The 21,363-nt window shown below is 64.0% G+C and carries 20 protein-coding genes; 8 read left to right on the top strand and 12 right to left on the bottom strand.

The window, feature by feature from the left end:
* Nucleotides 1-153: 153 nt before the first annotated feature.
* From EVC45_RS03600 to gspG, 8 genes are all read right to left on the bottom strand, one after another.
* Nucleotides 154-933, bottom strand: a complete 780-nt coding sequence (locus tag EVC45_RS03600; protein WP_129956667.1) for a type II secretion system protein N — start codon at nucleotides 931-933, stop codon at nucleotides 154-156.
* A gap of 28 nt (nucleotides 934-961) precedes the next feature.
* The gene (locus EVC45_RS03595) at nucleotides 962-1,465 is read right to left on the bottom strand and encodes a type II secretion system protein M (RefSeq protein ID WP_129956666.1); all 504 of its coding nucleotides are present in this window, start codon (nucleotides 1,463-1,465) and stop codon (nucleotides 962-964) included.
* Nucleotides 1,462-2,871: a type II secretion system protein GspL gene (gene gspL, locus EVC45_RS03590; protein ID WP_129956665.1), complete on the bottom strand. Its 1,410-nt coding sequence runs from the start codon at nucleotides 2,869-2,871 to the stop codon at nucleotides 1,462-1,464. Before gspL ends, EVC45_RS03595 begins: the two co-directional genes overlap by 4 nt.
* Nucleotides 2,872-2,899: 28 nt before the next feature.
* The gene (gene gspK / locus EVC45_RS03585; RefSeq protein WP_129956664.1) at nucleotides 2,900-4,003 is read right to left on the bottom strand and encodes a type II secretion system minor pseudopilin GspK; all 1,104 of its coding nucleotides are present in this window, start codon (nucleotides 4,001-4,003) and stop codon (nucleotides 2,900-2,902) included.
* Nucleotide 4,004: 1 nt separating this feature from the next.
* On the bottom strand, nucleotides 4,005-4,682 hold the full coding sequence (locus EVC45_RS03580; RefSeq protein WP_129956663.1) for a type II secretion system protein J: 678 nt from the start codon (nucleotides 4,680-4,682) through the stop codon (nucleotides 4,005-4,007).
* Complete coding sequence (gene gspI / locus EVC45_RS03575; protein ID WP_373682979.1) at nucleotides 4,660-5,097, bottom strand: type II secretion system minor pseudopilin GspI; 438 nt, start codon at nucleotides 5,095-5,097, stop codon at nucleotides 4,660-4,662. Before gspI ends, EVC45_RS03580 begins: the two co-directional genes overlap by 23 nt.
* A gap of 7 nt (nucleotides 5,098-5,104) precedes the next feature.
* Nucleotides 5,105-5,644 (bottom strand): GspH/FimT family pseudopilin, encoded by a 540-nt coding sequence (locus EVC45_RS03570; protein ID WP_129956661.1) that lies wholly within the window; start codon nucleotides 5,642-5,644, stop codon nucleotides 5,105-5,107.
* A 177-nt stretch (nucleotides 5,645-5,821) separates the two neighbouring features.
* Entirely contained in the window at nucleotides 5,822-6,286 is a 465-nt protein-coding gene (gene gspG / locus EVC45_RS03565; protein ID WP_129956660.1) for a type II secretion system major pseudopilin GspG, read from the bottom strand.
* A gap of 135 nt (nucleotides 6,287-6,421) precedes the next feature.
* Between gspG and EVC45_RS03560 the strand changes: the two genes are divergently transcribed.
* Nucleotides 6,422-6,835: a type II secretion system protein N gene (locus EVC45_RS03560; RefSeq protein ID WP_129956659.1), complete on the top strand. Its 414-nt coding sequence runs from the start codon at nucleotides 6,422-6,424 to the stop codon at nucleotides 6,833-6,835.
* Nucleotides 6,836-6,917: 82 nt separating this feature from the next.
* Here EVC45_RS03560 and gspF read toward each other — a convergent pair whose 3' ends face one another.
* Genes gspF through gspD form a run of 3 tightly spaced genes read right to left on the bottom strand, consistent with a single transcriptional unit; the run spans nucleotide 6,918 to nucleotide 12,053 of the window.
* Complete coding sequence (gene gspF, locus EVC45_RS03555; protein ID WP_129956658.1) at nucleotides 6,918-8,135, bottom strand: type II secretion system inner membrane protein GspF; 1,218 nt, start codon at nucleotides 8,133-8,135, stop codon at nucleotides 6,918-6,920.
* Nucleotides 8,136-8,139: 4 nt separating this feature from the next.
* Complete coding sequence (gene gspE / locus EVC45_RS03550; RefSeq protein ID WP_129956657.1) at nucleotides 8,140-9,663, bottom strand: type II secretion system ATPase GspE; 1,524 nt, start codon at nucleotides 9,661-9,663, stop codon at nucleotides 8,140-8,142.
* Entirely contained in the window at nucleotides 9,660-12,053 is a 2,394-nt protein-coding gene (gspD, locus tag EVC45_RS03545) for a type II secretion system secretin GspD (RefSeq protein ID WP_129956656.1), read from the bottom strand. The genes gspE and gspD overlap by 4 nt, the downstream gene beginning before the upstream one ends.
* A gap of 500 nt (nucleotides 12,054-12,553) precedes the next feature.
* On the opposite strand from gspD, the gene EVC45_RS03540 reads away from it, so the two are divergent.
* The gene (locus EVC45_RS03540; RefSeq protein ID WP_129956655.1) at nucleotides 12,554-12,997 is read left to right on the top strand and encodes a lytic transglycosylase domain-containing protein; all 444 of its coding nucleotides are present in this window, start codon (nucleotides 12,554-12,556) and stop codon (nucleotides 12,995-12,997) included.
* 286 nt (nucleotides 12,998-13,283) lie between these two features.
* Nucleotides 13,284-14,663 (top strand): GTP-binding protein, encoded by a 1,380-nt coding sequence (locus EVC45_RS03535; RefSeq protein WP_129956654.1) that lies wholly within the window; start codon nucleotides 13,284-13,286, stop codon nucleotides 14,661-14,663.
* A 99-nt stretch (nucleotides 14,664-14,762) separates the two neighbouring features.
* Here the strand turns inward: EVC45_RS03535 and EVC45_RS03530 are convergent, their stop codons facing one another.
* Nucleotides 14,763-15,041 (bottom strand): HU family DNA-binding protein, encoded by a 279-nt coding sequence (locus EVC45_RS03530; RefSeq protein WP_006050811.1) that lies wholly within the window; start codon nucleotides 15,039-15,041, stop codon nucleotides 14,763-14,765.
* 447 nt (nucleotides 15,042-15,488) lie between these two features.
* On the opposite strand from EVC45_RS03530, the gene mnmC reads away from it, so the two are divergent.
* From mnmC to EVC45_RS03505, 5 genes are all read left to right on the top strand, one after another.
* Nucleotides 15,489-17,456 (top strand): bifunctional tRNA (5-methylaminomethyl-2-thiouridine)(34)-methyltransferase MnmD/FAD-dependent 5-carboxymethylaminomethyl-2-thiouridine(34) oxidoreductase MnmC, encoded by a 1,968-nt coding sequence (gene mnmC, locus EVC45_RS03525; RefSeq protein WP_129956653.1) that lies wholly within the window; start codon nucleotides 15,489-15,491, stop codon nucleotides 17,454-17,456.
* A gap of 462 nt (nucleotides 17,457-17,918) precedes the next feature.
* Nucleotides 17,919-18,350, top strand: coding sequence for a hypothetical protein (locus EVC45_RS03520; RefSeq protein ID WP_129956652.1), 432 nt, complete (start codon nucleotides 17,919-17,921; stop codon nucleotides 18,348-18,350).
* A gap of 108 nt (nucleotides 18,351-18,458) precedes the next feature.
* Nucleotides 18,459-19,664, top strand: coding sequence for a cation:proton antiporter (locus tag EVC45_RS03515; protein ID WP_129956651.1), 1,206 nt, complete (start codon nucleotides 18,459-18,461; stop codon nucleotides 19,662-19,664).
* Nucleotides 19,665-19,752: 88 nt separating this feature from the next.
* On the top strand, nucleotides 19,753-20,868 hold the full coding sequence (locus EVC45_RS03510) for a YbdK family carboxylate-amine ligase (RefSeq protein ID WP_129956650.1): 1,116 nt from the start codon (nucleotides 19,753-19,755) through the stop codon (nucleotides 20,866-20,868).
* A 13-nt stretch (nucleotides 20,869-20,881) separates the two neighbouring features.
* On the top strand, nucleotides 20,882-21,064 hold the full coding sequence (locus EVC45_RS03505) for a hypothetical protein (protein WP_129956649.1): 183 nt from the start codon (nucleotides 20,882-20,884) through the stop codon (nucleotides 21,062-21,064).
* Nucleotides 21,065-21,363 lie beyond the last annotated feature (299 nt).

Here is a 21,363-nt window from a genome sequence, read left to right as displayed (position 1 = left end):
GCGGCGCGCTCAACGCGACGCGCGAAGCGCAAAACTCACAGCAGCTGCACAAACAGAAGAGGCATGGTCGCGACTCGCGGCCATGCCTCTTTTTTCATCGGGCCACGCGTGCGATACGCACGCTTCGGCACCTATCTGCGCGCGAAGCGCACCTCAGTGCACGAACGTCAGCGTCACCGTATCCGGCCCGCTCGGCCGGCCAAGCAGATTCAGCAGGCCGGCGAGGTTATCGTGCTGCTCGGGCGCGGCGCTCGCCGTGCCATGAAACGACGTCGATGTGGCCGACACCGTGCCGTTGCCGCTCAGCGTCAACGGTCCCTTGAGCGTGCTCAGATCGAGCTCCGACGACGTGCCCTGCGCCTGAAACCTGACCCGGTACGACCCGAGCGGCTTCACGAGCGACACCCGCGAGCTGACGTCCTCGAGCATCATCGTCAGCTGTCCGAACGCTTCGCCGTGGAAGCTGCGCCAATCGGACCACGACAGCTGCACGTTGCCCTGCAGATCGAGCGTGTTGAATGGCGCGCCGAGCCCCGCGAGCAGCGACGCCGGCACCACGAGCATGCCCGGCGTAACGGTCGCGCCGCGCGGCGTCGCGTCGACCGTGATCGGGTCGGGCATCGCCTCGCTATGGCGCATGATCATGCGCACACGTGCGGTGAAAAGCGGCCAGAACGCGGTGCGCCATTCGATCCGCCCTGGCAGCAGCGTCGCTGCGCTCATATCGGAGCCGGCCGCCAGCATCAGCGTCGCCGAGCCGTGCCACAACGACCCCTCGGCGTCGACGAGATTGACGTGCCCGTGCGTTTGCCGCGCGAACTGCGGCGTAATCCAGGCGGCCGGCAGCAGCGCGAGCGTCACGGCCGCGACCGACAAAATGGCGACCACCAGCCACGGCAGCGCCACACGCAGGCGCCACATCCAGTAATTCATGCGAGATCCTGTAGCGAGGGGCGCGTGGTTATTTTGCGGTCGACGGTTGCAGCGCCACCGTCAGATCCACCTGCCCGTCGTCTTTCAACGCGGTGATGTGCGCCTCGGACACCTGCACCTTGAACTGCTTGCGCACGTCGTCGACCCAGGTGGTCCAGGCCGGGAACGCGACGTTTTTCATCTGCACCTGCACCGCGTTGCCGACGAACTGCACCTGCGTCGCGGCGAGGCCATGCTCGCCGAGCGATGCGGAGAGCGCGTCCTTCAGTGCCGCGCCGGTCGGCGCGACGCCTTGCGCGGCCGCCGACAGCGAGCGCGCCTCGTTCGCCTGCGCGGTCATTTGCGCGAGCTGGCGCTGCAGGCTCGGCAGCGATTCATGCAGACGCGCGCGGCCTTCCTGCGCGGGCGCCCATAGCACCGACCACGCAATCGCCACTGCGAGCGCGGCGCCGCCCCAGGTCAGCAGCGCCTTTTCGCGATCGGTGCGCTGGTCCCAGAAGCCAGCCCATGTTTGAGCGAGTTCAGCTTTCATTGTCCGTTCCTGATGGTCCACTTGCCGGTACTGCTGTCGATCGCGCCGGTGAGGCCGTTGCGCGCGAGGCGCTTGGCGAAGTCGGGGTCGACCTTGATCGCGGGTTTGAAGGTCACGTCGAGGCGGTGCTCGTGATAGTCGAGCGCAGCGATGCCGTTGACCGGCAACGGCGACAGCGAGCGCGCGAGGCCGTCGGCGAGCGACAGGAAATCCTCCGGCGACAACTCACCCGCCGCGACGCGCAGCTGTTGCAGCTGACGCGCCATCTGATCGGGCGCGTCGAGCACGACGGTGGTCTTCGGGAACGTGTTGAGCAGCAACTCCGTCATCTGCGTATTGATCGCGTCACGCTGACGCGCGAGCATCAGCCACTGCACGTTCGCGCCGATGATCGCGACGACGACCGCCGCGACCGCCAGCGCGATCGGCAGACGCAGACGCCGCAGCGTCGCGCGATCGAGGCGCCACGGCTGCGATGCGAATTCGAACTGGCACAGGTCGAAGCGGCATTCGAGCGCGCGCCGCGCGAGCTGTTCGAACGGCAGCGGACTCGCGCCGTGGATATGCGCGGCGAGCCGCGCGGGACTCGTCGTGGCGTGGCTCGGCTCGTTGCCGGGCACCTCGGTCAGCATGTACAGCGAGACCGGCGCCGCACCCGCGAGCGCGGCGAGCGTCGCGTTGACCGCGTCGGCCGGCGCCGCGAAACCTTCGCCCTGCACGCCGCGCGCAATCGCGAGTTCGACGCGCGGCACGCCGCTCTCGATCGCGCCTTCGACGAGCAGCGCAGGTGCGGTCTGCACGACCGCGCCGAGCACGGCGGCCACCATCGGCACGATAGCCGGCGCTTCGGGCGCGACCACCGGCGCCGCACCCGGCAGCGATGTCGCGACGCTCGCGCCACCGGCCATCACCGGCTCGCGCAGTTCGGCTGCTTCAGCGCCGCTCGCGGCCGTTTCGGCCACCGCTGCCTGCGGCAGGCAACGCGTGACCGGCACCGCGCGCAGGCTGCGATGACCGGCCGCGGTGAACGCCTCGCAGATGAAACGGAACCAGCCGCGATCGATGATCGCGAGCAGGTGCCGGCCTTCGGCAAGCCCCTGCGGATCGACCGCGATATGGCAGGTCTGCGGGTCCTGGATCAGTTGATCCTCGACGATATTGGGCAGCGCCTGGCGCAGCTTCGGACCGCGCAGCGGCGGCAACGTCGCGGGCATCAGCAGCAGGTCGCGCGCGGCGACCATCAGCACCGCCGTGGTCGCGCGCGGCAGCAGCGCGAGCGCCGAGCGACCGGCGCGCTGCGTGCGGCCCGACTTGTCGAGCAGCACGAAGGGCAGCTCGGGCAGTTGCCATTCCTGCGAGGGCACCGCCGGATCACGCGGCGGCAATAGGACGATCAGCGTGCTCAAAGGCCACTCTCTCTGTGGATTGCGTTATTCATAGTTGGTCTTGTACCCGCACGATACGCGTGGTGTGAGTCAGCGGATCGCGATAGACGAGCGTCGTGCGATCCACTTCGGCGCGCTCGTGCTGCACACTGCCGTGGACTAAAAAGTAGCTCGAGTTGACGTCGAACTGGTTCGGATCGATCGACACCGATTGCACGCCGGCGGCAGTCAGCGCGAGCTGCACGTCACCGACGTTGCGGAAAAACACGGTCTGCCGCCGCGCGACCAACGCCTGCGCCTGCGACACCGTCATGCCCGGCACGACCGCCGCGATCACCTCTGCGGACGCGGTGTTCATGTTGATCGGCGTGGTGGTCGGCAGCACCGTGACGAACGGGCGCAGCTTCGCGACGATCTCCGGCGTGTAGCCCGGAATGTCGAGCAGCGAATCGACCCCCGTCATCAGGAACGGCTTGACCGCCAGGTTGTCGTCGTCGTCCTCAATGCCGGGCTTATTCGTGAAGTTGCCGCCCGCCATGCCGCCGCCGCCGACCTGCGTCGAACTGCTGACCGACGTGCCGGTCTGAAAGCGCGTCGCCGATTGCGCCAACCCGGCGCGCATCTGCAGCGCGGTCGGTTTGGCGAGCTGTCCGCTCAACCCGAGCGACACCAGCAGCCGCTGATACGCGGCCACCTGCTCGGCGCTGATTTGCGTCACACCGGGCGCCGGACTCGCGACCAGATTGCGCAGATTGAATCTGGACTGCGCGTCTTCGATCGAGCCCGACAGGTACGTCGCCGCGCCTTGCTCTGCGCGCACCTCGCCGATCTGGCCGAGAAAATCCGACAACCGCGTTTTCGCGATCGGCACGCCCCACAAGCCGCCCAGGTACGTGACGCCCGCCGACGTGTCGCCTTCGGAGCGCAGAATCAGCCGCGTCCAGTCGAGCGCGCCGCGCGCGACCCATTGCGCCTGCGACAGCAGCCGCTGATTCTCGATGCGCCGGATCTGCACCTGCTGGCGCCACAACATGCCCGACACGAGGATCGCCGACAGCGCGACGACGAGCAGCGCGCTGATGATGGCCGCGCCGCGCTCGCGTGCGCGCGAACCCGATGCGGACTTCTTCGGCAACGACGAGGAGAACGTCATGTCATTCTCCGACCAGAAAAACGCGCGTGATCGGCCGTGCGAGCGACGTCGCGCCGACGCTGACCTCGAGCCCCGTCACCGAACGCGGCATCGGCGCGTTGCCGAGCTGCGGCACCTTCAGGTTGTTGATCGCCTGGGTCAACGCGGTCTCTACGTCGTTCATGTTCGTGGTCCAGCCGAGCTTCGGTACATACATGCGCGCCGAAATCGAGCCGACGCCGCCCATCAGCTGCACCGAGCTCCAGCCTTCCTCGTTGCCGTGCAGTGCGCGCCACAATTGGCCGACGTTGCCGAGCGGCGGTGACGCGAAGCGCACCACGCGGCCGCTCGAGATCTGATAGCGCACCACCTGCAGACGCGGCGCCGTGCCCGGCAGCACGATGTGCCGCACGATCTGCAGGGTGTTGCCGGCGACCGAGATCGCGCTCACCTGGGTGGTTTCGTCGTCGCTGGCGGCCTGGCGCGCGTCGATGCGGATCTGGTCGAACAGCTGCGCGAACACACGCTCGTCTTCCATCGCGTTCGTGATCGTCGTACGGCCGCGGATGATCTGATCGAGCCCGCGCCACGACAGCACCGCGATCACCGCGAGGATCGCGATCGCGACCAGCAGTTCGATCAGCGTGAAGCCGCGCGCGCCGTAACGGCGGCGGCGCTCACAGCGAGCGGTTGATTTCATTCGCGACCACCGTGACCATCTGGGCGAGATTGCCGGATACCCCTGGCATCGTCACCATCACTTCGACACGGCGAAACACCGGATTCGGCGTCGCCGTCACTTGCTCGGTACAGCGCAGTTGCAGATTGCCTTGCGAGCAATCGAAGCTGGTTGAGCCGACGTTCGGCCATGCATGCTTCAGATGCAGATCGGCGAGCGCGTTGTCGGCGCTCCAGCCGGCGAGCAGACGCCGGTGCAGATCGAGTTCGCCGCTCGCGAGACTGCCGACCGCGCGCAGCGACGCCGCCAGCGCGACCGCGATGATGGCGAGCGCGACCAGCACTTCGATCATCGTGAAGCCGCGCTCCTTGCGGCGCGCGCCGTCGCGCGCCGTCGAGAGGGAAGGGTTGCAGGCACAGCTGCGATAACGGTGCATTCGCATCTCAGCGCACCTCGTAGCGGCCATTGCCGGTACCGACGATCGTCGCCTGGCCGGCCGCCGAAAACAGCGTGACCTGCACCGGCGCGTCGATCGCCTCGGTACCGAAGACGAGGCGATCGGATTGCGAATCCGAGCCCGCATAATTGATCGCGACACTGGTCACGCCGCCTTCCCATTTGCGCGGACCGAGCAGCTCGTCGCGCAGAGGACGCCAGCCGTCCTGGGTGCGTTGGTCGAAACGGAAGCCGCCCTCGAACGGCTGCCACGCGATCGGTCGCGCGCGCACCTGCGCTTCGTCGCCGGCCGATTCGAACAGCAGCGCGAGGCGCTGCGCTTCCTCATTCAGATCGGTGCGCGGATTGCGGGTCATCGTGACCGCGGTCAGCGACACGAGCAGGCCCGCAATCACCAGCACGACCATCATTTCGAGCAGCGTGAAGCCGGCCGCGCGGCCGCGGCGTAGGCGGGGGCGCGGCCGCGAAGCCGTACACGGAGTGTCCCCACGGGACTTGCAAGCGGACGTGCGCATAGTGCCGGCCATCGACGATCAACGGTAATTCAAACGGCAATGCATCGGTGAAGCACGCACGCTTCGCCGCGCCGCGAAACTCGCGGGGCGGCGGGCAAGGCCCTTGGCGAAACCGGCGGCCAAACCGGTTGCAGGGAGGGCGCGGACGTGAACATCATCGAGCCTGCGGAATACTGGGTTTCGGCGCGCTTATTGCCAGGACCCGACGTCGGCATCGTTGCCTTCGCCGCCCGGTTTGCCATCGGCGCCGTAGCTGAACACGTCGATCTCGCCGTGCACGCCCGGATTCAGATACTGGTACGCATTGCCCCACGGATCGTTCGGCAGACGCTCGAGGTAGCCGCCGTCTTTCCAGTTGTTCGGCACCGGGTCGGTGCTCGGCTTTTCGATCAGCGCGCGCAGGCCCTGCTCCTGGGTCGGATAGCGGCCGTTGTCGAGGCGATAGAGCTTCATCGCCTGCATCACGGTGCCGATATCCTGCTTCGCGGCGACGCGTCGCGCTTCGTCGGGACGGCTCATGATCTTCGGTACGATCAGCGCGGCGAGAATGCCGAGAATCGCGATCACGACCATAATTTCGATCAGCGTGAAACCGCGTTGACGACGGCTGCGCGAACCCGCGTTGTCAGCGCGGCGGATGGTCGACAGTTGCATAGATTGCTACCTCTTTTCAGATGAAGATTTCGACTCGGGCTGTCAGATTGACTACACCGGGCCGGTCATTTTGATGTCAGGCAGTTGAAGGACTTCAACCACCGCAAATTCCTCAATAGTCCGTACAATGTGCGCATGAACGCAATCCAAATCCGCCTCCTGTCGCTCGCGCTGTTCGCCGCTTTCTGCGCGACGCTGACCTACTGGGTCATTACGCTCACCACCATGTCCGGCGCACCGTTGCCGGCTGCCGCCGCCCATGCGCAGGTCTCGACCGAGCAGGCCGCGACGCTGTTCGGCGGACAGCTTACGCGCAACGTCAATCAGGACATCCATCTGTTCGGCATCCTCGCGTTGAGCGAAGGGGCCGCTGCGATCGTCAGCGTCGGTGGCGAGCCGCCGCACGCCGTGTCGCTCGGCAGCGCGCTGATGCAAGGCACCAAACTCTCCGAAGTTCGCGCCCGCTCGATCATCATCGACCGCAACGGCGCCCACTCGGAAATCTTCCTGCCCGCCAACGCCAGCGGTCCCACCATCTACGTGCGCTGAAACCTGAAGCGGTTGCGCGGCTGATACGGCACGCCGCGCAAATTCTTTCTCTTCCTTCCTCGCGCTACGGCTACAGCTACTGCTACTGCACGAGGTTGTTCAGTTCGATGATCGGCAGCATCACCGCCAGCACGATCACGAGCACCACGCCCCCCATCGCCAGAATCAGCAGCGGCTCGAGCAGGCTCGTCAGGAACATCGTGCGACGCTCCAACTCGCGCGCTTCGCCGTCGGCCGCGCGATCGAGCATCGTCGTCACGTCGCCGGTCGCCTCGCCCGAGCGGATCAGGTGCACCAGCACCGGCGGAAACGTCTTCGTGTTGCCGAGCGCGCGCGACAGCGACGTGCCTTCGCGCACCCGCACGATCGCATCGTCGATGTTCTCGCGCATCGCGTTGTTGCTGAGCGTTTCGGCCGCGGCCTGCAGCGCGCGCAGAATCGGCACGCCCGCCGCGGTCAGAATGCCGAGCGTGCTCGCGAAGCGCACGGTGTTGTAGCCGCGCACGAGCTTGCCCATCAGCGGCGCGGTCAGCAGCCAGCGGTCGAACGCGAGTCGTGGGCCCGGTTGCTTGAGCGTCGCGCGCACCAGATAGACGACCACGATCACACCGATCAGCATCGCCCACCACCAGTGCCGCACGAAACCGGACAGCGCCATCATCAGGATCGTCAGAAACGGCAGTTGCTGCTTCGTGCTTGCGAACACGTTGACGACCTGCGGCACCACATAGCTGAGCAGAAACGTGACGATGCCGAACGCGATGATCGTGACGATCGTCGGATACGTGAACGCCAGCACGATCTTCTGCTTCAGTGCATTGCGCTGCTCGATGTAGTCGGCGAGCCGCGACAGCACCAGACCGAGCTTGCCCGTATGTTCGCCGGCCGCGACGAGCGCCCGGTAGATCTCGGGGAAATCCTTCGGATGCTGCTGCAGCGCATTCGCAAGCGAATGACCGCCGAGCACTTCGGCGCGAATCGCCGCCATCAGCTCGCGAATGTAGTCGCGCTCCGACTGCTCGGTCAGTACCGCGAGCGCTTCGTCGAGCGGCAGACCGGCGATCAAAAGACTGGCGAGTTGGCGCGTCAGAATGGCCTGCTCGCGCTGCGACAGCTTCCGGCCCAACGCCAGGCGCTGGCTGCGCTCGCCGCGCGTGCGCGACGCAGCCGGCTCGACGACGAGCGGCGTCAGTCCCTGCGAGCGCAGGTTGGTGCGCGCGCCGCGTGCACTGTCGGCGTCGAGCACGCCTTTTTGCGCCTTGCCCGCCGCGTCGATCGCCTCAAAACGGAATGCCGGCATGCGCTTATGCTCCGCCCGTCACGCGAATCACTTCTTCGAGCGACGTCAGTCCCGACGCGAGCCAGCGCTCCGAGTCGTCGCGCAGCGTGCGCATGCCTTGGGCGCGGCCGGCTTCGAGAATTTCGGCATCGGCCGCGTTGCGGTGGATCAGCGAGCGGATCGATTCGTCGATCAGCAGCAGTTCGTACACGCCGCGCCGTCCCGCGTAACCGGATTGGCCGCAACGATCGCAGCCGACCGGATGCCAGCGCTTGCTGCCATCCTCTTCGGTGCGCTCTTCGCGGCACACCGGGCACAGACGCCGCACCAGCCGCTGAGCAAGCACGCCGAGCAGCGACGACGCGAGCAGATACGGCTCGACGCCCATGTCGGTCAGACGCGTGACGGCTGATGCCGCGTCGTTCGTGTGCAGCGTCGCGAGCACCAGGTGACCGGTCAGCGACGCCTGCACCGCGATCTGCGCGGTTTCGAGGTCGCGGATTTCACCGATCATGATGACGTCCGGGTCCTGACGCAGAATCGAGCGCAATGCGCGCGCGAAGCTCATGCCGATCCGCTCGTTGACCTGGGTCTGGCCGATGCCGGACAGGTCGTATTCGATCGGGTCTTCCACCGTCATGATGTTGGTGGTCGCCGTCTCCAGTCGCGACATCGACGCATACAGCGTCGTGGTCTTGCCTGAGCCGGTCGGGCCCGTCACCAGCACGATGCCGTGCGGCTTTGCGATCAGTTTGTCGAACTGGCCGAGCGTGTCGGACGCCATGCCCAGTGCTTCGAGATTGAGTCGCGCTGCGTCTTTTTCGAGCAGACGCAACACTGCGCGCTCGCCGTGGCCGGTCGGCAGCGTCGAGACCCGCACGTCGACCGGACGACCGCCGACGCGCAGCGTGATGCGGCCGTCCTGCGGCAAACGTTTCTCCGCGATGTCGAGCTGGGCCATGATCTTGATCCGCGAGATCAGCGCGCCGTGCAGCGCCTTCTTGGGCCGCACCACGTCGCGCAGCGTGCCGTCGACGCGAAAGCGCACCACGGACGCATTCTCGAACGGCTCGATGTGGATATCCGAGGCTTGTTCGCGCGCGGCTTGCGTGAGCAGCGCGTTGATCATACGGATGATCGGCGCGTCGTCTTCCGATTCGAGCAGATCCTCGACCTCGGGAATGTCCTGCATCAGACGCGACAGATCGACTTCGCCTTCCACTTCGCCGACCACCTGCGCAGCGCTGCCGTCCTGGCGCGCATACGCCTGGTTGATCGCCTGCGCGAGATCGTCGGCGGGCACCCGCACGACCGACACCGCGCCGTAGTTGCGCGCGACTTCGGCAAGCGCGGCGTCGCTCGTGCGCTCGCTGATCCAGACTTCGAGGCTATCGGCATGCTGATGCGCGACCAGAATCTGGCCGCTGCGCGCAAAGCCGTATGGCACGAGCCGGGCGGCGAGCGGCGAGGGCGCCGCGCGCTCGCCGGCGGCAGCGTCACCGTTCGGCAGACGTTGCGATGGTGCGGTTTGCGCGGGCGTCGGCGTCACGGACGCGCTCCCGGCGACACCGTGTTCGGCACCACGCCGCTTGCCGGATCGACGAGCGCCGGTTGCGGCACGGTTTGCGGCATCGTCTGCGGTACCGGTTGGGTCGTGGGCTGCGCGGCGGCTTGCGGCACCGCCTGCGGCGGCGGTACCTGTTGAGGCACCTGCTGCGGGGGCTGCTGCGGCATCATCTGCTGGCGGCGCATCTGGTTCAGGTCGAACAGGTTCATCGCAGGCACCCCGCCCTGGCTCGGGCCGAGCGGCATCGGCGGCACGACCGGGTCGTCGCGATCCTTCATGATGTTGTTGTCCTGACGGTACGCGCCCTGCACACCCTGGATGTAGTCGTAGCGGTTCGCCGTGACGGCCTGGGTGGTGTCGCGATCGGCGAGGATGACCGGGCGCAGGAACACCATCAGGTTAGTCTTGTCGCGCGTTTTCTGCTCGGAGCGGAACAGCTGGCCCACCCACGGAATGTCGCCGAGCAGCGGCACCTTGCTGTTGCTGACCTGGTAGTTGTCCTGCATCAGGCCGCCGAGCACGATGATCTCGCCGTTATCGCACAGCACGGTCGACTGGATCGAACGCTTCGTGAATTCCGGGCCCGCCGGGTTCGTCGTCGCGTTGTTCGTGCCGTTCACGATCGCCGAGTCTTCCGTGTATAGCTGCAGCTTCAGGATGCCGCCGTCGGTGATCTGCGGCTTCACGTGCAGCGTCAGACCGATGTCGACGCGATCGAACGTGTTGAACGCCGCGCTCGTCGTGCCGCTCGTCAGGTTCGAGTATGAACCGGTCTGGATCGGCACGTTGGTACCGACGATGATCTTCGCTTCCTCGTTGTCGAGCGTGATCAGGTTCGGCGTGGATAGCACGTTGGCGTCGGCGGTCTGCGACAGCGCCTGCAGCAGCGCACCGAGACCCTGCACGCCGAAAATGTTGTGAATCCAGCCGACGTTCAAACCCTGTTGCAGGCCGCTCGCACCCAGTGCCGTCGCGAGACCGCCGGTCGAACCAGCCGCGGCCGCCGCGGCCGTCAGGTTGACGATGCTGTTGCCCGAGCCGGTCGCCAGGTTGGTACCGGCAAACAGGTTACCGTTCGCGACCTGCCACTGAATGCCGAGGTTGCCGCTCGTATTCGAGTTCAGCTCGACGATCAGTGCTTCTATATAGACCTGCGCGCGACGCGCGTCGAGCTGGTCGATCACCGCGCGCAAGTTGCGGTACGTCGCTTCGGGCGCGGTGATGATCAGCGAGTTGGTCGCGGGATCGGCCGTGATCATGCCACCGCCCTGGTCCTCGCTCTTGTCCTTGTCGCCGCCGAGAAAGCCGCCATTGTTACTGTTCGAACCCGAGGCGCCGCCGCCCATCGGCGAGCCCATCGAGCTGCTGCCGAGGCCGCCCGACGGCAACGGCGGCGTACCCGACGTGCCCGTCGAACTGCTGTTCGACAGACCGCCGCCGCCACCACCGCTGCTGCTGTTCTGGTTGAACGAGTTCGCCTCGTTCGAGCCGCCCGACGAGCCTTCGCCGCCGCCCTTGCCGAGCATGCTGCGCAGCGTGCGCGCGAGCTTCGTCGCGTCGGCATTGCGCAGCGGCACGACGTGAATGTTGCCCGGCATCGTGGTCGGCGTGTCGAGTTGCTTCGCGAGCTCCCTGGCCGCTGCGAGGCGTGCGGCGTTCGACGCGCGCATCAGCAGCGAATTGGTGCGCGCATCCGCCGAAATCGACACCTTCAGCGTCGCGTCCGTGCTGCCGATCGAGCCCGGATCGAGCATCTTGTTCATCTGCTGCGCGATGTCGATCGCGTTGGCGTTCTTCAGCGGCACGACCGCCACCGACTGGCCCGCCGTGCTGTCGACACCCGCGATGATCTGGGCGATGCGCCGCACGTTGTCGGCGTAATCGGTGACGACGATCGTATTGTTGGCGGGGTAGGCCGCGACGGTATTGTTCGGCGAGATCAGCGGACGCAGGACCGGCAGGAGATTGTTGGCCGATTCGTTCCTCAATGTGAAGACTTGGGTAACGACCTGGTCTCCGCGCGCCGTCGGCGCATTTCCGACGTAGGTCGGCACGCCTTGCAGCTTGGCGTCGGCCTCCGGCACCACTTTCAGCACGCCATGATCCTGCACGAGCGAGAAGCCCTGCATGCGAAGCGCGGACTGCAAGGTTTTGAGCGCCTGATCTTCGGGCACGGCATTTTCGGACACGAGATTCAGTTGTCCCTTCACCCGCGGATCGACGATGATCGTCTTGCCGGTCGCCGCGCCGATCGCCTTGGCGACCTGGTCGATGTCGGCGTTGACGAAGTTCAGGGTCACCTGTGCCTGTGCTGTCTGCGCGGTAATCAGTCCAGCTAGCAGCAGCGCCGTTGCCACGCGACGCAAAGCCATACAATTTCTTCTCATGGGATGTGATATCGATGCCGGCAGCCTTAGCCACCGACGGTCATGCGATGCGGACCCGGCAGCAAACCAGCGCCCGGTCGGTATGTGAACCAGCCCTAAAAGCGACCTTCGCCTCGAGCTCCTGCGTCCCGACATGCGAAAAAAACGAACAGTAACAGTTTTTCATGTCGGATTTGAAACAAAAACAAGCGACCCCATGCGATTCCGGTAAAAGATTCGCAATGTTGTCATTTAATTGAAAGCTAACTGGCACCGTACGCGCGCGACATTAGCCTGCTTTGTGCGGTCTTATGTCGGTTAGCCAACTTGACGAAGGTCGGACTGCCGGTATCATACGAGCCGTTCGACTCGCTGTTATGTGTTTGCTGCCACGGGTTTTCCCCGATGCTCGACAAACGCCCGGCCAGCTTGCTGTTGCGGCCGAAACATGGCCTGCAAACTGCCTTACCAATCCTTACCTCTGGTTGATTTAGCCGTCTTGACCGATGAAACGTCCGATTGTCACCGCCGTCGCCACGCTCGCGCTGTTCGCCGCAGCTGGCTCCGCGCGCGCCGACTGCTTCGACGAGGCGGCCAGGTACCAGAAGGTTAATCCGTTGATTTTGCGGGCAATCGCCTGGCAGGAGTCGCACAACCGGCCGGATGCGCAGCACAAGAACGCGAACGGTTCGACCGACTATGGCGTCATGCAGATCAATTCGGTGCATCTGCCGGTGCTCGCGCAGTACGGGATCTCGCAAGGCACGCTGATGGAGCCGTGCAAGAACGTTTACATAGCGGCGTGGCATCTGCGCCGCCAGATGAACAAGTACGGCAACACCTGGCAGGCGGTCGGATCATACCACTCTGAGACGCCGGCCCTTCGCGACAAGTATGCGCAACAGATCGCCGCAATTCTGCGCAGTTGGAAATTAATGCCGGCACAATAGGCGTTTTTCTAGCGCCACCCCGCCGTTTTTGCGTCATATTTACTCTATTTTCCGCGTTATTTGCGCCGAACTTCCTTTTCTACCGATTTCCGCGCCATTACTTCGGCCTTATCCGCCAGGCGCGCGAACGGCGTTTTGCGATCGACGCCCTCCCACGGGCCGCACAAGTTTTGATGCACAATGCGGCTTCATGCTGCTCCGACGCCGTCCATTCGTTGTCGCAGCGCCGTCGACGATATGTCCCCGCGCCGCGCACACCTTCTAATCTTCCGTTTTCCGTACCGCGATGAACCAGCCGCTTTTGCCCGTCACCGTGCTCTCCGGTTTTCTGGGCGCCGGCAAGACCACGCTCCTGAATCGCATCCTCGCAAATCGCGCCGGATTACGTGTCGCGGTGATCGTCGACGATCTCGCCGCCGTCAATATCGACCCGACACTCATGCTCGATGCCGCCGATCTGTCGCGCGTCGACGAGCAGGTCGTTGAACTCACGAACGGCTGCGTCTGCTGCACGCTGCGCGACGATCTGCAAAGTGAAATCCGTCGTCTTGCCGGCGAAAATCGCTTCGACGCGCTCGTGATCGAATCGAGCGGCGTCGCCGAGCCGATGTCGATCGCCGAAACCCTCGCGTTCGCCGACGGCGACGAAGACACATCGCTCGACGATGTCGCGCGACTCGACACAATGGTCACGGTCGTCGACGCGTTCAACTTCCTGCGCGATTACGCGTCGGCGGACGCGATCGCCGACCGCGGCGTCGCGGTCGACGAAGACGACGATCGCACGATCGTCGAATTGCTGATCGAGCAGATAGAGTTCTGTGACATGCTCGTCGTGAACAAGATTGATCTCGTCAGCGCGGACGAACTCGCGCGTTTGCAGCGCATCCTCGCGCGCCTGAACCCGCGCGCGGAGCAGCTCGTGAGCCGCTTTGCCGACGTGCCCCTCGATCAGATCGTGAACACCGGACGCTTCGATTTCGACGAAGCGTCGAATGCGCCGGGCTGGCTCGCGGCGCTCGAGCACAAGCATCAGAATGAGGACGGCAGTCAGCACGGCCACACGCATCACAGCGAAGCCGACGAACTCGGCGTCGGCCAGTTCGTCTATCGCGCACGCCGGCCGTTTCATCCGCAGCGGTTGTGGGAGCTGCTGCATCAGGAGTGGAAGGGCGTACTGCGTGGCAAGGGATTCTTCTGGCTCGCTACGCGCAACGATATCGGCGGTTCGCTATCGCAGGCCGGTGGCGCTTGCCGGCACGGTCCGGCGGGCATGTGGTGGGCCGCGCAGGATCGCAGCGAATGGCCGGAAGGCGACGACGAGCTGGCCGCGGAAATCGCCGCCGACTGGTACGGCGCGCCGGACGATATGAGCATCGGCGATCGTCGTCAGGAGTTCGTGCTGATCGGCGTCGATCTCGACCCCGCGATCTGGCGCGCGAAGTTCGACGCCTGCCTGCTCACCGACGACGAATACGCACTTGGGCCGCAAGCCTGGCAGCAGTTCCCCGATCCGTTCCCGGCGTGGGAGTTCGATGACCACGATCACGATCACGATCACGATCATGATCATGATCATGATCACGGCCATCATCATCACGGGCACGGCGACGACTGCGAGCATTGCGGACATGGCCACGGCGAGCAAGCGCATCGTCATGACTGAGCAAAGCCGCAGCGCGTTTGAACCACACTGCATGGACGAAAAAAAACCCGCCATCGGCGGGTTTTCCTCACGGGTGTCAACTGCCCGGCAGTAGTCTGCTTAGCGCTTGTTGACTGCGTCCTTGAACGCCTTGCCTGCCGTGAACTTGACGGTCTTGGCTGCCGGGATCTTGATGGTCTCGCCGGTCTTCGGATTACGACCCGTACGCGCTGCGCGCTTGCCCGAACCAAAGCTACCGAAGCCGATCAACTGGACCGCATCACCCTTCGACACCGACTTCTTGATCACTTCAAGCAACGTGTCCAGCGTTTCACCGGTTTGAGCCTTGCTGGCGCCCGTCTGTCCTGCGACAGCGTCGATCAGTTCCTGTTTGTTCATTAAGGTTCCTTTCTGAGTTTAGGTTGATACGAACAGCGCGACCGCGCCGATTATACGTGCGCGCACCGCGCCGTCGAGCAGCTGCGGCCCTGATCCTGAAGATCTCCCGCGCCGGACAGAACACTGTTCGGCGGCCGTGCTGCCGCTCCCTTCGCGGCGCTTGCTATGATAGCGCAGCGCAAACCCAATCAGGATAAGGGTTTCGAGGAATTGCACGGTTTTCGGGCCGTTCCTGCAAGGAAATCGAAAATTAGTCCCTCCGCACCCCCTAAACGAGGGCTGAAACCCAGTCCTGGCGGGGGTTAGCGTTGGTTTTTGCCAACGCAGCAAAGCGTCTGAAAGCGTCCTGATGGCTCTTTTGCGGCGACCCGCGCGTAGCGCGCGCCGATTCAGACCACCGAACCCGCTCTTTTCGAGCGTCTTTTTGAGCGTGTTTTTCCCTCGCGCATGACCGATCCGCTGATCCCCGCCGTGCTGGCTTACCGCGACAACGGCAGCCCCTTTTCACCGCACTACGACGACATCTATCACAGCGCGGTCGGCGCGCTGGAGCAGGCTCAGTACGTCTTTCTGCACGGCAATGAACTGCCCGATCGATGGCGGAGCCGTCGCACCTTCACCGTGCTCGAAACGGGCTTTGGCATCGGTATCAACTTTCTCGTGACGTGGGCCGCGTGGCGCGCCGATCCGGCACGCTGCGAGCGGCTGCATTTCGTGTCCATCGAGAAGCATCCGTTTAGCGCCGCCGATCTGCGCCGCGTGCACGCAACGACGATCTCCGATCCGTTGATCGCCGGACTCGCGGACACGCTCGCGAACGCATGGCCGATGCTCGTGCCCGGCACGCATCGACTCGAATTCGAAGAGGGCCGCGTCGTGCTGACGCTGATCTTCGCCGATGCGCTCGACAGCCTGCCCTCGTTACGGCTGCGCGCCGATGCGTTTTATCTGGATGGTTTTGCGCCCGCGAAAAATCCCGAGCTGTGGAGCCCGGCGATCTTCAAGGCACTCGCGCGCGTCGCCGGGGATGACGCGACCTTCTCCACCTATAGCAGCGCGGGCGACGTCAAACGCGCGTTGACGCAATGCGGCTTCGAGTATCGCAAGGTCGACGGCTTCGGCTGGAAACGCGCAATGCTGGTCGGCCGCTTCGCACCGCGCTGGCGTGTGCGTCGCTATGAGCCGCCCGCGCCGTTCGGGCACGACGAACGGCACGTGGTCGTGATCGGCGCGGGACTGGCCGGCTGCGCTGCGATCGAGCGGCTTGCGGCGCGTGGCTGGCGCGTCACTTCGCTCGAGCGACATGGGTCCGTTGCACAGGATGCGTCCGGCAACCCAGCCGGCGTATTCCACCCGATGATTTCGCGCGACGACAGCGTCGCGTCGCGCGTCACGCGGGCGGGCTTTCTGTACGCGCTCAATCGTTGGTCCGCGCTCGAGCAGGCAGGGCATCGAATCGCGCGCGGCAATCGCGGCCTGCTGCAGATCGCTGCCGACGACGCCGAGGCGCGCGCACTCGGCGAGGCCATCGGCACGTTCCGCTATCCGTCCGATTACGTGACGCCGGTCTCCGCGGCCGACGCAGCGCAACTCGCGGGCATGCCGCTCGCGCGTGGCGGCTGGTTCTTTCCACGCGGCGGCTGGATCGATCCGGGCTCGCTGTGCGCGGCGCAACTCGAATCGGCAGGCGGCTTGCTCGAACGACGCTTCGGCGTCGACGTCGCACGGCTCGAACGTTCCGGCGATCAGTGGACCGTCTTCGATATCGCGGGGAAGGTGGTCGCTCGAGCGCCCGTCGTGATCGTCGCGGGCGCGCATGAAGCTGCGCGCATCGCTGGTTTGCGTCATGCGCCGACCCGCAGTATTCGCGGACAGTTGAGCTTGCTGCCCGCCGGTACCGTCACGCCCCTCGCGCTGCCGGTGATCGGCGAGGGCTACGCCGTGCCGCTCGCGAACGGCGTCACGCTGACAGGCGCAACCTATGAACTCGACGACCCCGACACGTCGCTGCGCGCAGACGGTCATCGCGAGAATATCGAGCGCGTTGCACAAATGCTGCCGTCGTTCGCAACGGCACTCGATGCCGCGCCGCTGACCTCGTTCGCCGGGCGCGTCGCGTTTCGCTGCGTGACCTCGGACCGCATGCCGATGATCGGCCAGCTCGCCGACGAAACCGGGGCCGCGCGCGACGCTGCCCGGCTGCGCGGCGCATGGCCGCTCGATCTGCCGCGTGTCGACGGTCTGTACGGCGCATTCGCCTATGGTTCTCGCGGGCTGGTGTGGGCCGCGCTCGGCGCCGAGTTGATCGCCTCGCAGATCGAAGGCGAGCCGTGGCCGCTCGAACGCGATCTCGCGGAGGACATCGATCCCGCGCGTTTTCTGCTGCGTTCGTTGCGGCAGGGAACGATCGGTTAACGGGCTTGGATCATTGGGAAGTTAACTTCTGCGCCCGGCACACGCGTTAGCCCCGTCCGCCCTGTAAACCGGGTTAACCGGCCCTCTTGTTTGTCCACCGCAACCTGTGGATAACCACGCGGTTAACCGGCGCAAGTCGTGTGGAACCGTTGTGGACGTAAACGGGGTAACTGGAACATTGCAAAAAGACGCGAAAAGTTACTCGCGTATACCGGCTGCCGTCGCACATGCTGTACATCTGGTTATGCGAGCGGCAACTCGATGATTTATTTCGGTTAACGTAGGTTATCCACAGAAACGGAGTCAGCTTGTTAACTGTTACTACGTATACATACGGTAAACCAGTAAACAGCAAAGACGGGGGCTAACGCCCCGCCTGTCGGGTTAGCTGAATTTCGTTCGAACTCGCGTAAACAGAATATTCGACGCACCCCCTTAACTTGAAAGAGCGTTGAACGAGCATTGAGTGAGCCCGAGAAACGACAGACAAAACCGCACATCAAAATCACACATGCAGCGGTAACACTGTTGATCGGATTCGCCGTTCGCGACGTCGCCGAAACTGACGCGATACCCCGAAAAAAGGTCGCTTTTTCCGTCCATTGTGAAAATAACGTTCTTTTTTACCGTTTTGCCAGCGAGTTAACGGCTTTTCGGTCAACGCGGAACAAGCTATGGCACAATCCCCGTTCTTTTCCGCGTCGTGCCACCGTGTCTGGTAGCACACGCAGCAATGGAACGGTGCCGGTCAATCAGAATCTGATTCAAGGTCGACGGCGTTCCTTCACCGTGCCTGTTGCTACAGCCGCATCCATGAATGTGCCGGACTCCGTGGTGTTCTTTGCGGCCGCGGCGCATTCCGATCATCCGATCATTGAAACCTCGCAACGCTGACTTCGCGAAGCGCTTGCGATCACGAGCGCTCTCGGTTCGCTCGTGCCACGGCGTGCGTGTGCGCCGGTTCGTGTCGTCTGCCGTTGCTGCCAAGGAGAACCCATCACGATGAATTCGGCGTTTTCGTTTCTGCCAGCGTGGCCGCTTTCACCCGACGCCATTTTCTGGGCGGGTCTTGCGTTGCTTGCCGCCGGTCTGTGCGGCGAGCTTTGCTATCGCGCGTGGCGTTTACCGCGCATTTCCGGTTATGCGGTGATCGGCCTGGTGGCCGGCGCGGCCGGCTTTGGCGTGATCGACGCGGATTCCGCGAGCGCCGCGCGGCCGCTGCTCGACGTTGCGCTCGGTCTGTTGCTGTTCGAATTGGGCAGCCGGCTCGATCTGCGCTGGATTCGCCGCAATCCGTGGCTGATCCTGTCGAGCGTCGCGGAAGCCACGCTGACTTTCGTGCTGGTGCTGCCGGTGCTGCTGTTTCTGCACGTGCCGCTGATGGTCGCGACGGTACTTGCCGCGATCGCGATGGCGACATCGCCCGCGATGGTGATCCAGCTCAAAACCGAACTGCGCGCCGAAGGGCAGGTCACGCAGCGTCTTTTGACCTTGACCGCGCTGAACAGCATGTACGCGGTGGTGATCGAAAAGCTCGTCTCGAGCTGGCTGCATCAGGAGGTTTACGGCAACGTGTTCGCGACGATCCTGCAGCCGTTGTACCTGCTGGTCGGCTCGCTCGTGCTTGCGTATCTGCTCGCGCGCACCTGCACGTTCTTCTATCGCCGCCTGAACATGCACGACGAGCATTCGTTCGTCGCACTGTTCGGTCTCGTGCTGCTTGCGATCGCGATCGCGCATCTGTTCAAGCTGTCGACAATTCTCGCGCTGCTCGCCGCGGGCATCATCGTGAAGAATCACGAAGCGCGTCCGCAGTTGTGGCCAGAGCATTTCGGCACCGCGGGCTGGCTGCTGACGGTGATCCTGTTCGTGCTGACGCTGACGTCGTTCGAGTGGAAGCACATCGCGTTGGGCGGAGTCGCCGCGCTGGGTCTGATCGTTGCTCGTCTCGTCGCTAAGCTGGTCGGCGTGCTTGCGTTCGCGAAGCCCAGCGGCCTGAACCTGAAGCAGGGCATCGCGCTCGGCCTGTCGTTGTCGCCGATGTCGGCGCTTGCGTATCTGCTCGTCGACGACACGTACAACCTGTATCCGAACTTCGATCCGCAGCTGCGCGCGATCGTCATGTGTTCGATTTTCGTGCTGCAGATTCTCGGGCCGTGGCTCGTCTATCGCAGCCTCGCGCTCGTCGCCGAGCGACGCGAGGGGTAGGCGTGAAACGCGCATTGGCTGCCATGCGCGGTTCACGAGCCTGTCTTTCCCATTCTTTCGCCTCAAACGACCTGACTCAGGGGACGCCATGTCACTCGAACCCTTCATCGATTCGAAACCGTTCACCTTCGGTATCGAGCTCGAAATGCAGATCGTCAATACGCATGACTATGATCTGACCAAAGCCGGCACGGATCTGCTGCGCCTCATCAAGGACGAGAAAATTCCGGGCAACATCACGCCGGAAATTACCGAAAGCATGATCGAGCTGTCGACCGGCATCTGCACGTCGCACGAACAGGCGGTCGCCGATCTGCGCAAGATTCGCGACACGCTGGTGTCCGCGGCCGACCATCTGAACGTCGGTCTGTGCGGCGGCGGCACGCATGCTTTCCAGCAATGGAGCGAACGGCAGATCGTCGATACGCCGCGCTTTCAGTATCTTTCCGAGTTGTACGGTTACCTCGCGAAGCAGTTCACGGTGTTCGGCCAGCACGTGCACATCGGTTGCCCGAATCCGAACAGCGCGCTGTATCTGCTGCATTCGATGTCGCGCTTCATCCCGCATTTCATTGCGTTGTCGGCGTCGTCGCCTTTCGTACAGGGTGTCGATACCGGATTTCATTCGGCACGACTGAATTCCGTGTTCGCGTTTCCGCTGTCGGGCCGCGCGCCGTTCGTGCTGACGTGGGACAGCTTCGAGGAGTATTTCTCGAAGATGGTCCACACCGGCGTGGTCAACAGCATGAAAGATTTCTACTGGGATATCCGTCCGAAGCCGGGGTTCGGCACGATCGAGGTCCGGGTGATGGATACGCCGTTTTCGGTGGATCGCGCCGCGGCGATCGCCTGCTACATCCAGACGCTCGCGCGTCATCTGCTGCTCGACAAGCCGATCATGCCGCAGGAAGACGACTATCTGGTCTACACGTTCAACCGGTTCGAAGCCTGCCGTTTCGGGCTCGCCGGCACCTGCATCAATCCACAAACCGGTGAACGCAAGACGATTTCCGAAGATATTCTCGAAACGCTCGAGCAGATCGGACCGCACGCCGAAGCGCTGGGTTCGGCCAATGCGCTGGCGGAGGTTGGCGCGATCGCGCGCGGCCAGGTCAACGACGCGACCTGGCTGCGCAGCGTGTTTGCGCAGGAAAAGTCCCTGCACGAAGCGGTGCGCCAGCAGTGTCTGCAGTGGCGTGCCTAGGCGCGAAAACCTGATGAAAACCGTTTGCGTGCGCCAGGTACGCGACGTTTTCGACGAAACCCGCCGCGTGCGGGTTTTTTTTCGTAAGAAAATTTTTATGTTTTTTTGCGTGCTCAACCCTTCAGGTTTTTCGAAAGTTTACGTATACCAGCGTAGTGGTCGTAAGCAGGCATTGCCAAAGGCTGTGGACAACTGAATAATTTCCTGCAGAGTCAACGCGCTGGGGAAATGACAACCGGGCTCGAAAAACAGGCTCCGGCCGCGCCCGGCAAGAACAACCGAGGAAACGTTCGACCCGCTGCAAGTGCTTGTTGCAAAACGGTACACAGGCTATCCAAACGTTTTCCCCTGCTTATCCACAGCTCGCGTTGCATAAGTTAGCTGTACGATTTGCCGCTGTCGCATAGAATGTCGTTTTTCGCCGCCTTCGGCTTCCAAGGCGGTGTATTTTTGAGATAGTACGAACGGCTTCATCCGCGGTTGGACGAAGCACCC

Source organism: Paraburkholderia sp. UYCP14C (genome assembly GCF_004197395.1).
Lineage (GTDB): Bacteria > Pseudomonadota > Gammaproteobacteria > Burkholderiales > Burkholderiaceae > Paraburkholderia.
This window is presented reverse-complemented; position numbering and strand designations above follow the sequence as displayed.

Bases quoted from the DNA above. Each gene is read 5' to 3' on its own strand.
- EVC45_RS03595 (WP_129956666.1), bottom strand. From the start codon at position 1,465: ATGAAAGCTGAACTCGCTCAAACATGGGCTGGCTTCTGGGACCAGCGC.
- EVC45_RS03580 (WP_129956663.1), bottom strand. From the start codon at position 4,682: ATGAAATCAACCGCTCGCTGTGAGCGCCGCCGCCGTTACGGCGCGCGC.
- gspI (WP_373682979.1), bottom strand. From the start codon at position 5,097: ATGCACCGTTATCGCAGCTGTGCCTGCAACCCTTCCCTCTCGACGGCG.
- EVC45_RS03560 (WP_129956659.1), top strand. From the start codon at position 6,422: ATGAACGCAATCCAAATCCGCCTCCTGTCGCTCGCGCTGTTCGCCGCT.
- gspF (WP_129956658.1), bottom strand. From the start codon at position 8,135: ATGCCGGCATTCCGTTTTGAGGCGATCGACGCGGCGGGCAAGGCGCAA.
- gspD (WP_129956656.1), bottom strand. From the start codon at position 12,053: ATGGCTTTGCGTCGCGTGGCAACGGCGCTGCTGCTAGCTGGACTGATT.
- EVC45_RS03515 (WP_129956651.1), top strand. From the start codon at position 18,459: ATGAATTCGGCGTTTTCGTTTCTGCCAGCGTGGCCGCTTTCACCCGAC.
- EVC45_RS03600 (WP_129956667.1), bottom strand. From the start codon at position 933: ATGAATTACTGGATGTGGCGCCTGCGTGTGGCGCTGCCGTGGCTGGTG.
- EVC45_RS03570 (WP_129956661.1), bottom strand. From the start codon at position 5,644: ATGGCCGGCACTATGCGCACGTCCGCTTGCAAGTCCCGTGGGGACACT.
- gspG (WP_129956660.1), bottom strand. From the start codon at position 6,286: ATGCAACTGTCGACCATCCGCCGCGCTGACAACGCGGGTTCGCGCAGC.
- EVC45_RS03510 (WP_129956650.1), top strand. From the start codon at position 19,753: ATGTCACTCGAACCCTTCATCGATTCGAAACCGTTCACCTTCGGTATC.
- EVC45_RS03530 (WP_006050811.1), bottom strand. From the start codon at position 15,041: ATGAACAAACAGGAACTGATCGACGCTGTCGCAGGACAGACGGGCGCC.
- EVC45_RS03535 (WP_129956654.1), top strand. From the start codon at position 13,284: ATGAACCAGCCGCTTTTGCCCGTCACCGTGCTCTCCGGTTTTCTGGGC.
- gspK (WP_129956664.1), bottom strand. From the start codon at position 4,003: ATGACGTTCTCCTCGTCGTTGCCGAAGAAGTCCGCATCGGGTTCGCGC.
- EVC45_RS03505 (WP_129956649.1), top strand. From the start codon at position 20,882: ATGAAAACCGTTTGCGTGCGCCAGGTACGCGACGTTTTCGACGAAACC.
- EVC45_RS03540 (WP_129956655.1), top strand. From the start codon at position 12,554: ATGAAACGTCCGATTGTCACCGCCGTCGCCACGCTCGCGCTGTTCGCC.
- mnmC (WP_129956653.1), top strand. From the start codon at position 15,489: ATGACCGATCCGCTGATCCCCGCCGTGCTGGCTTACCGCGACAACGGC.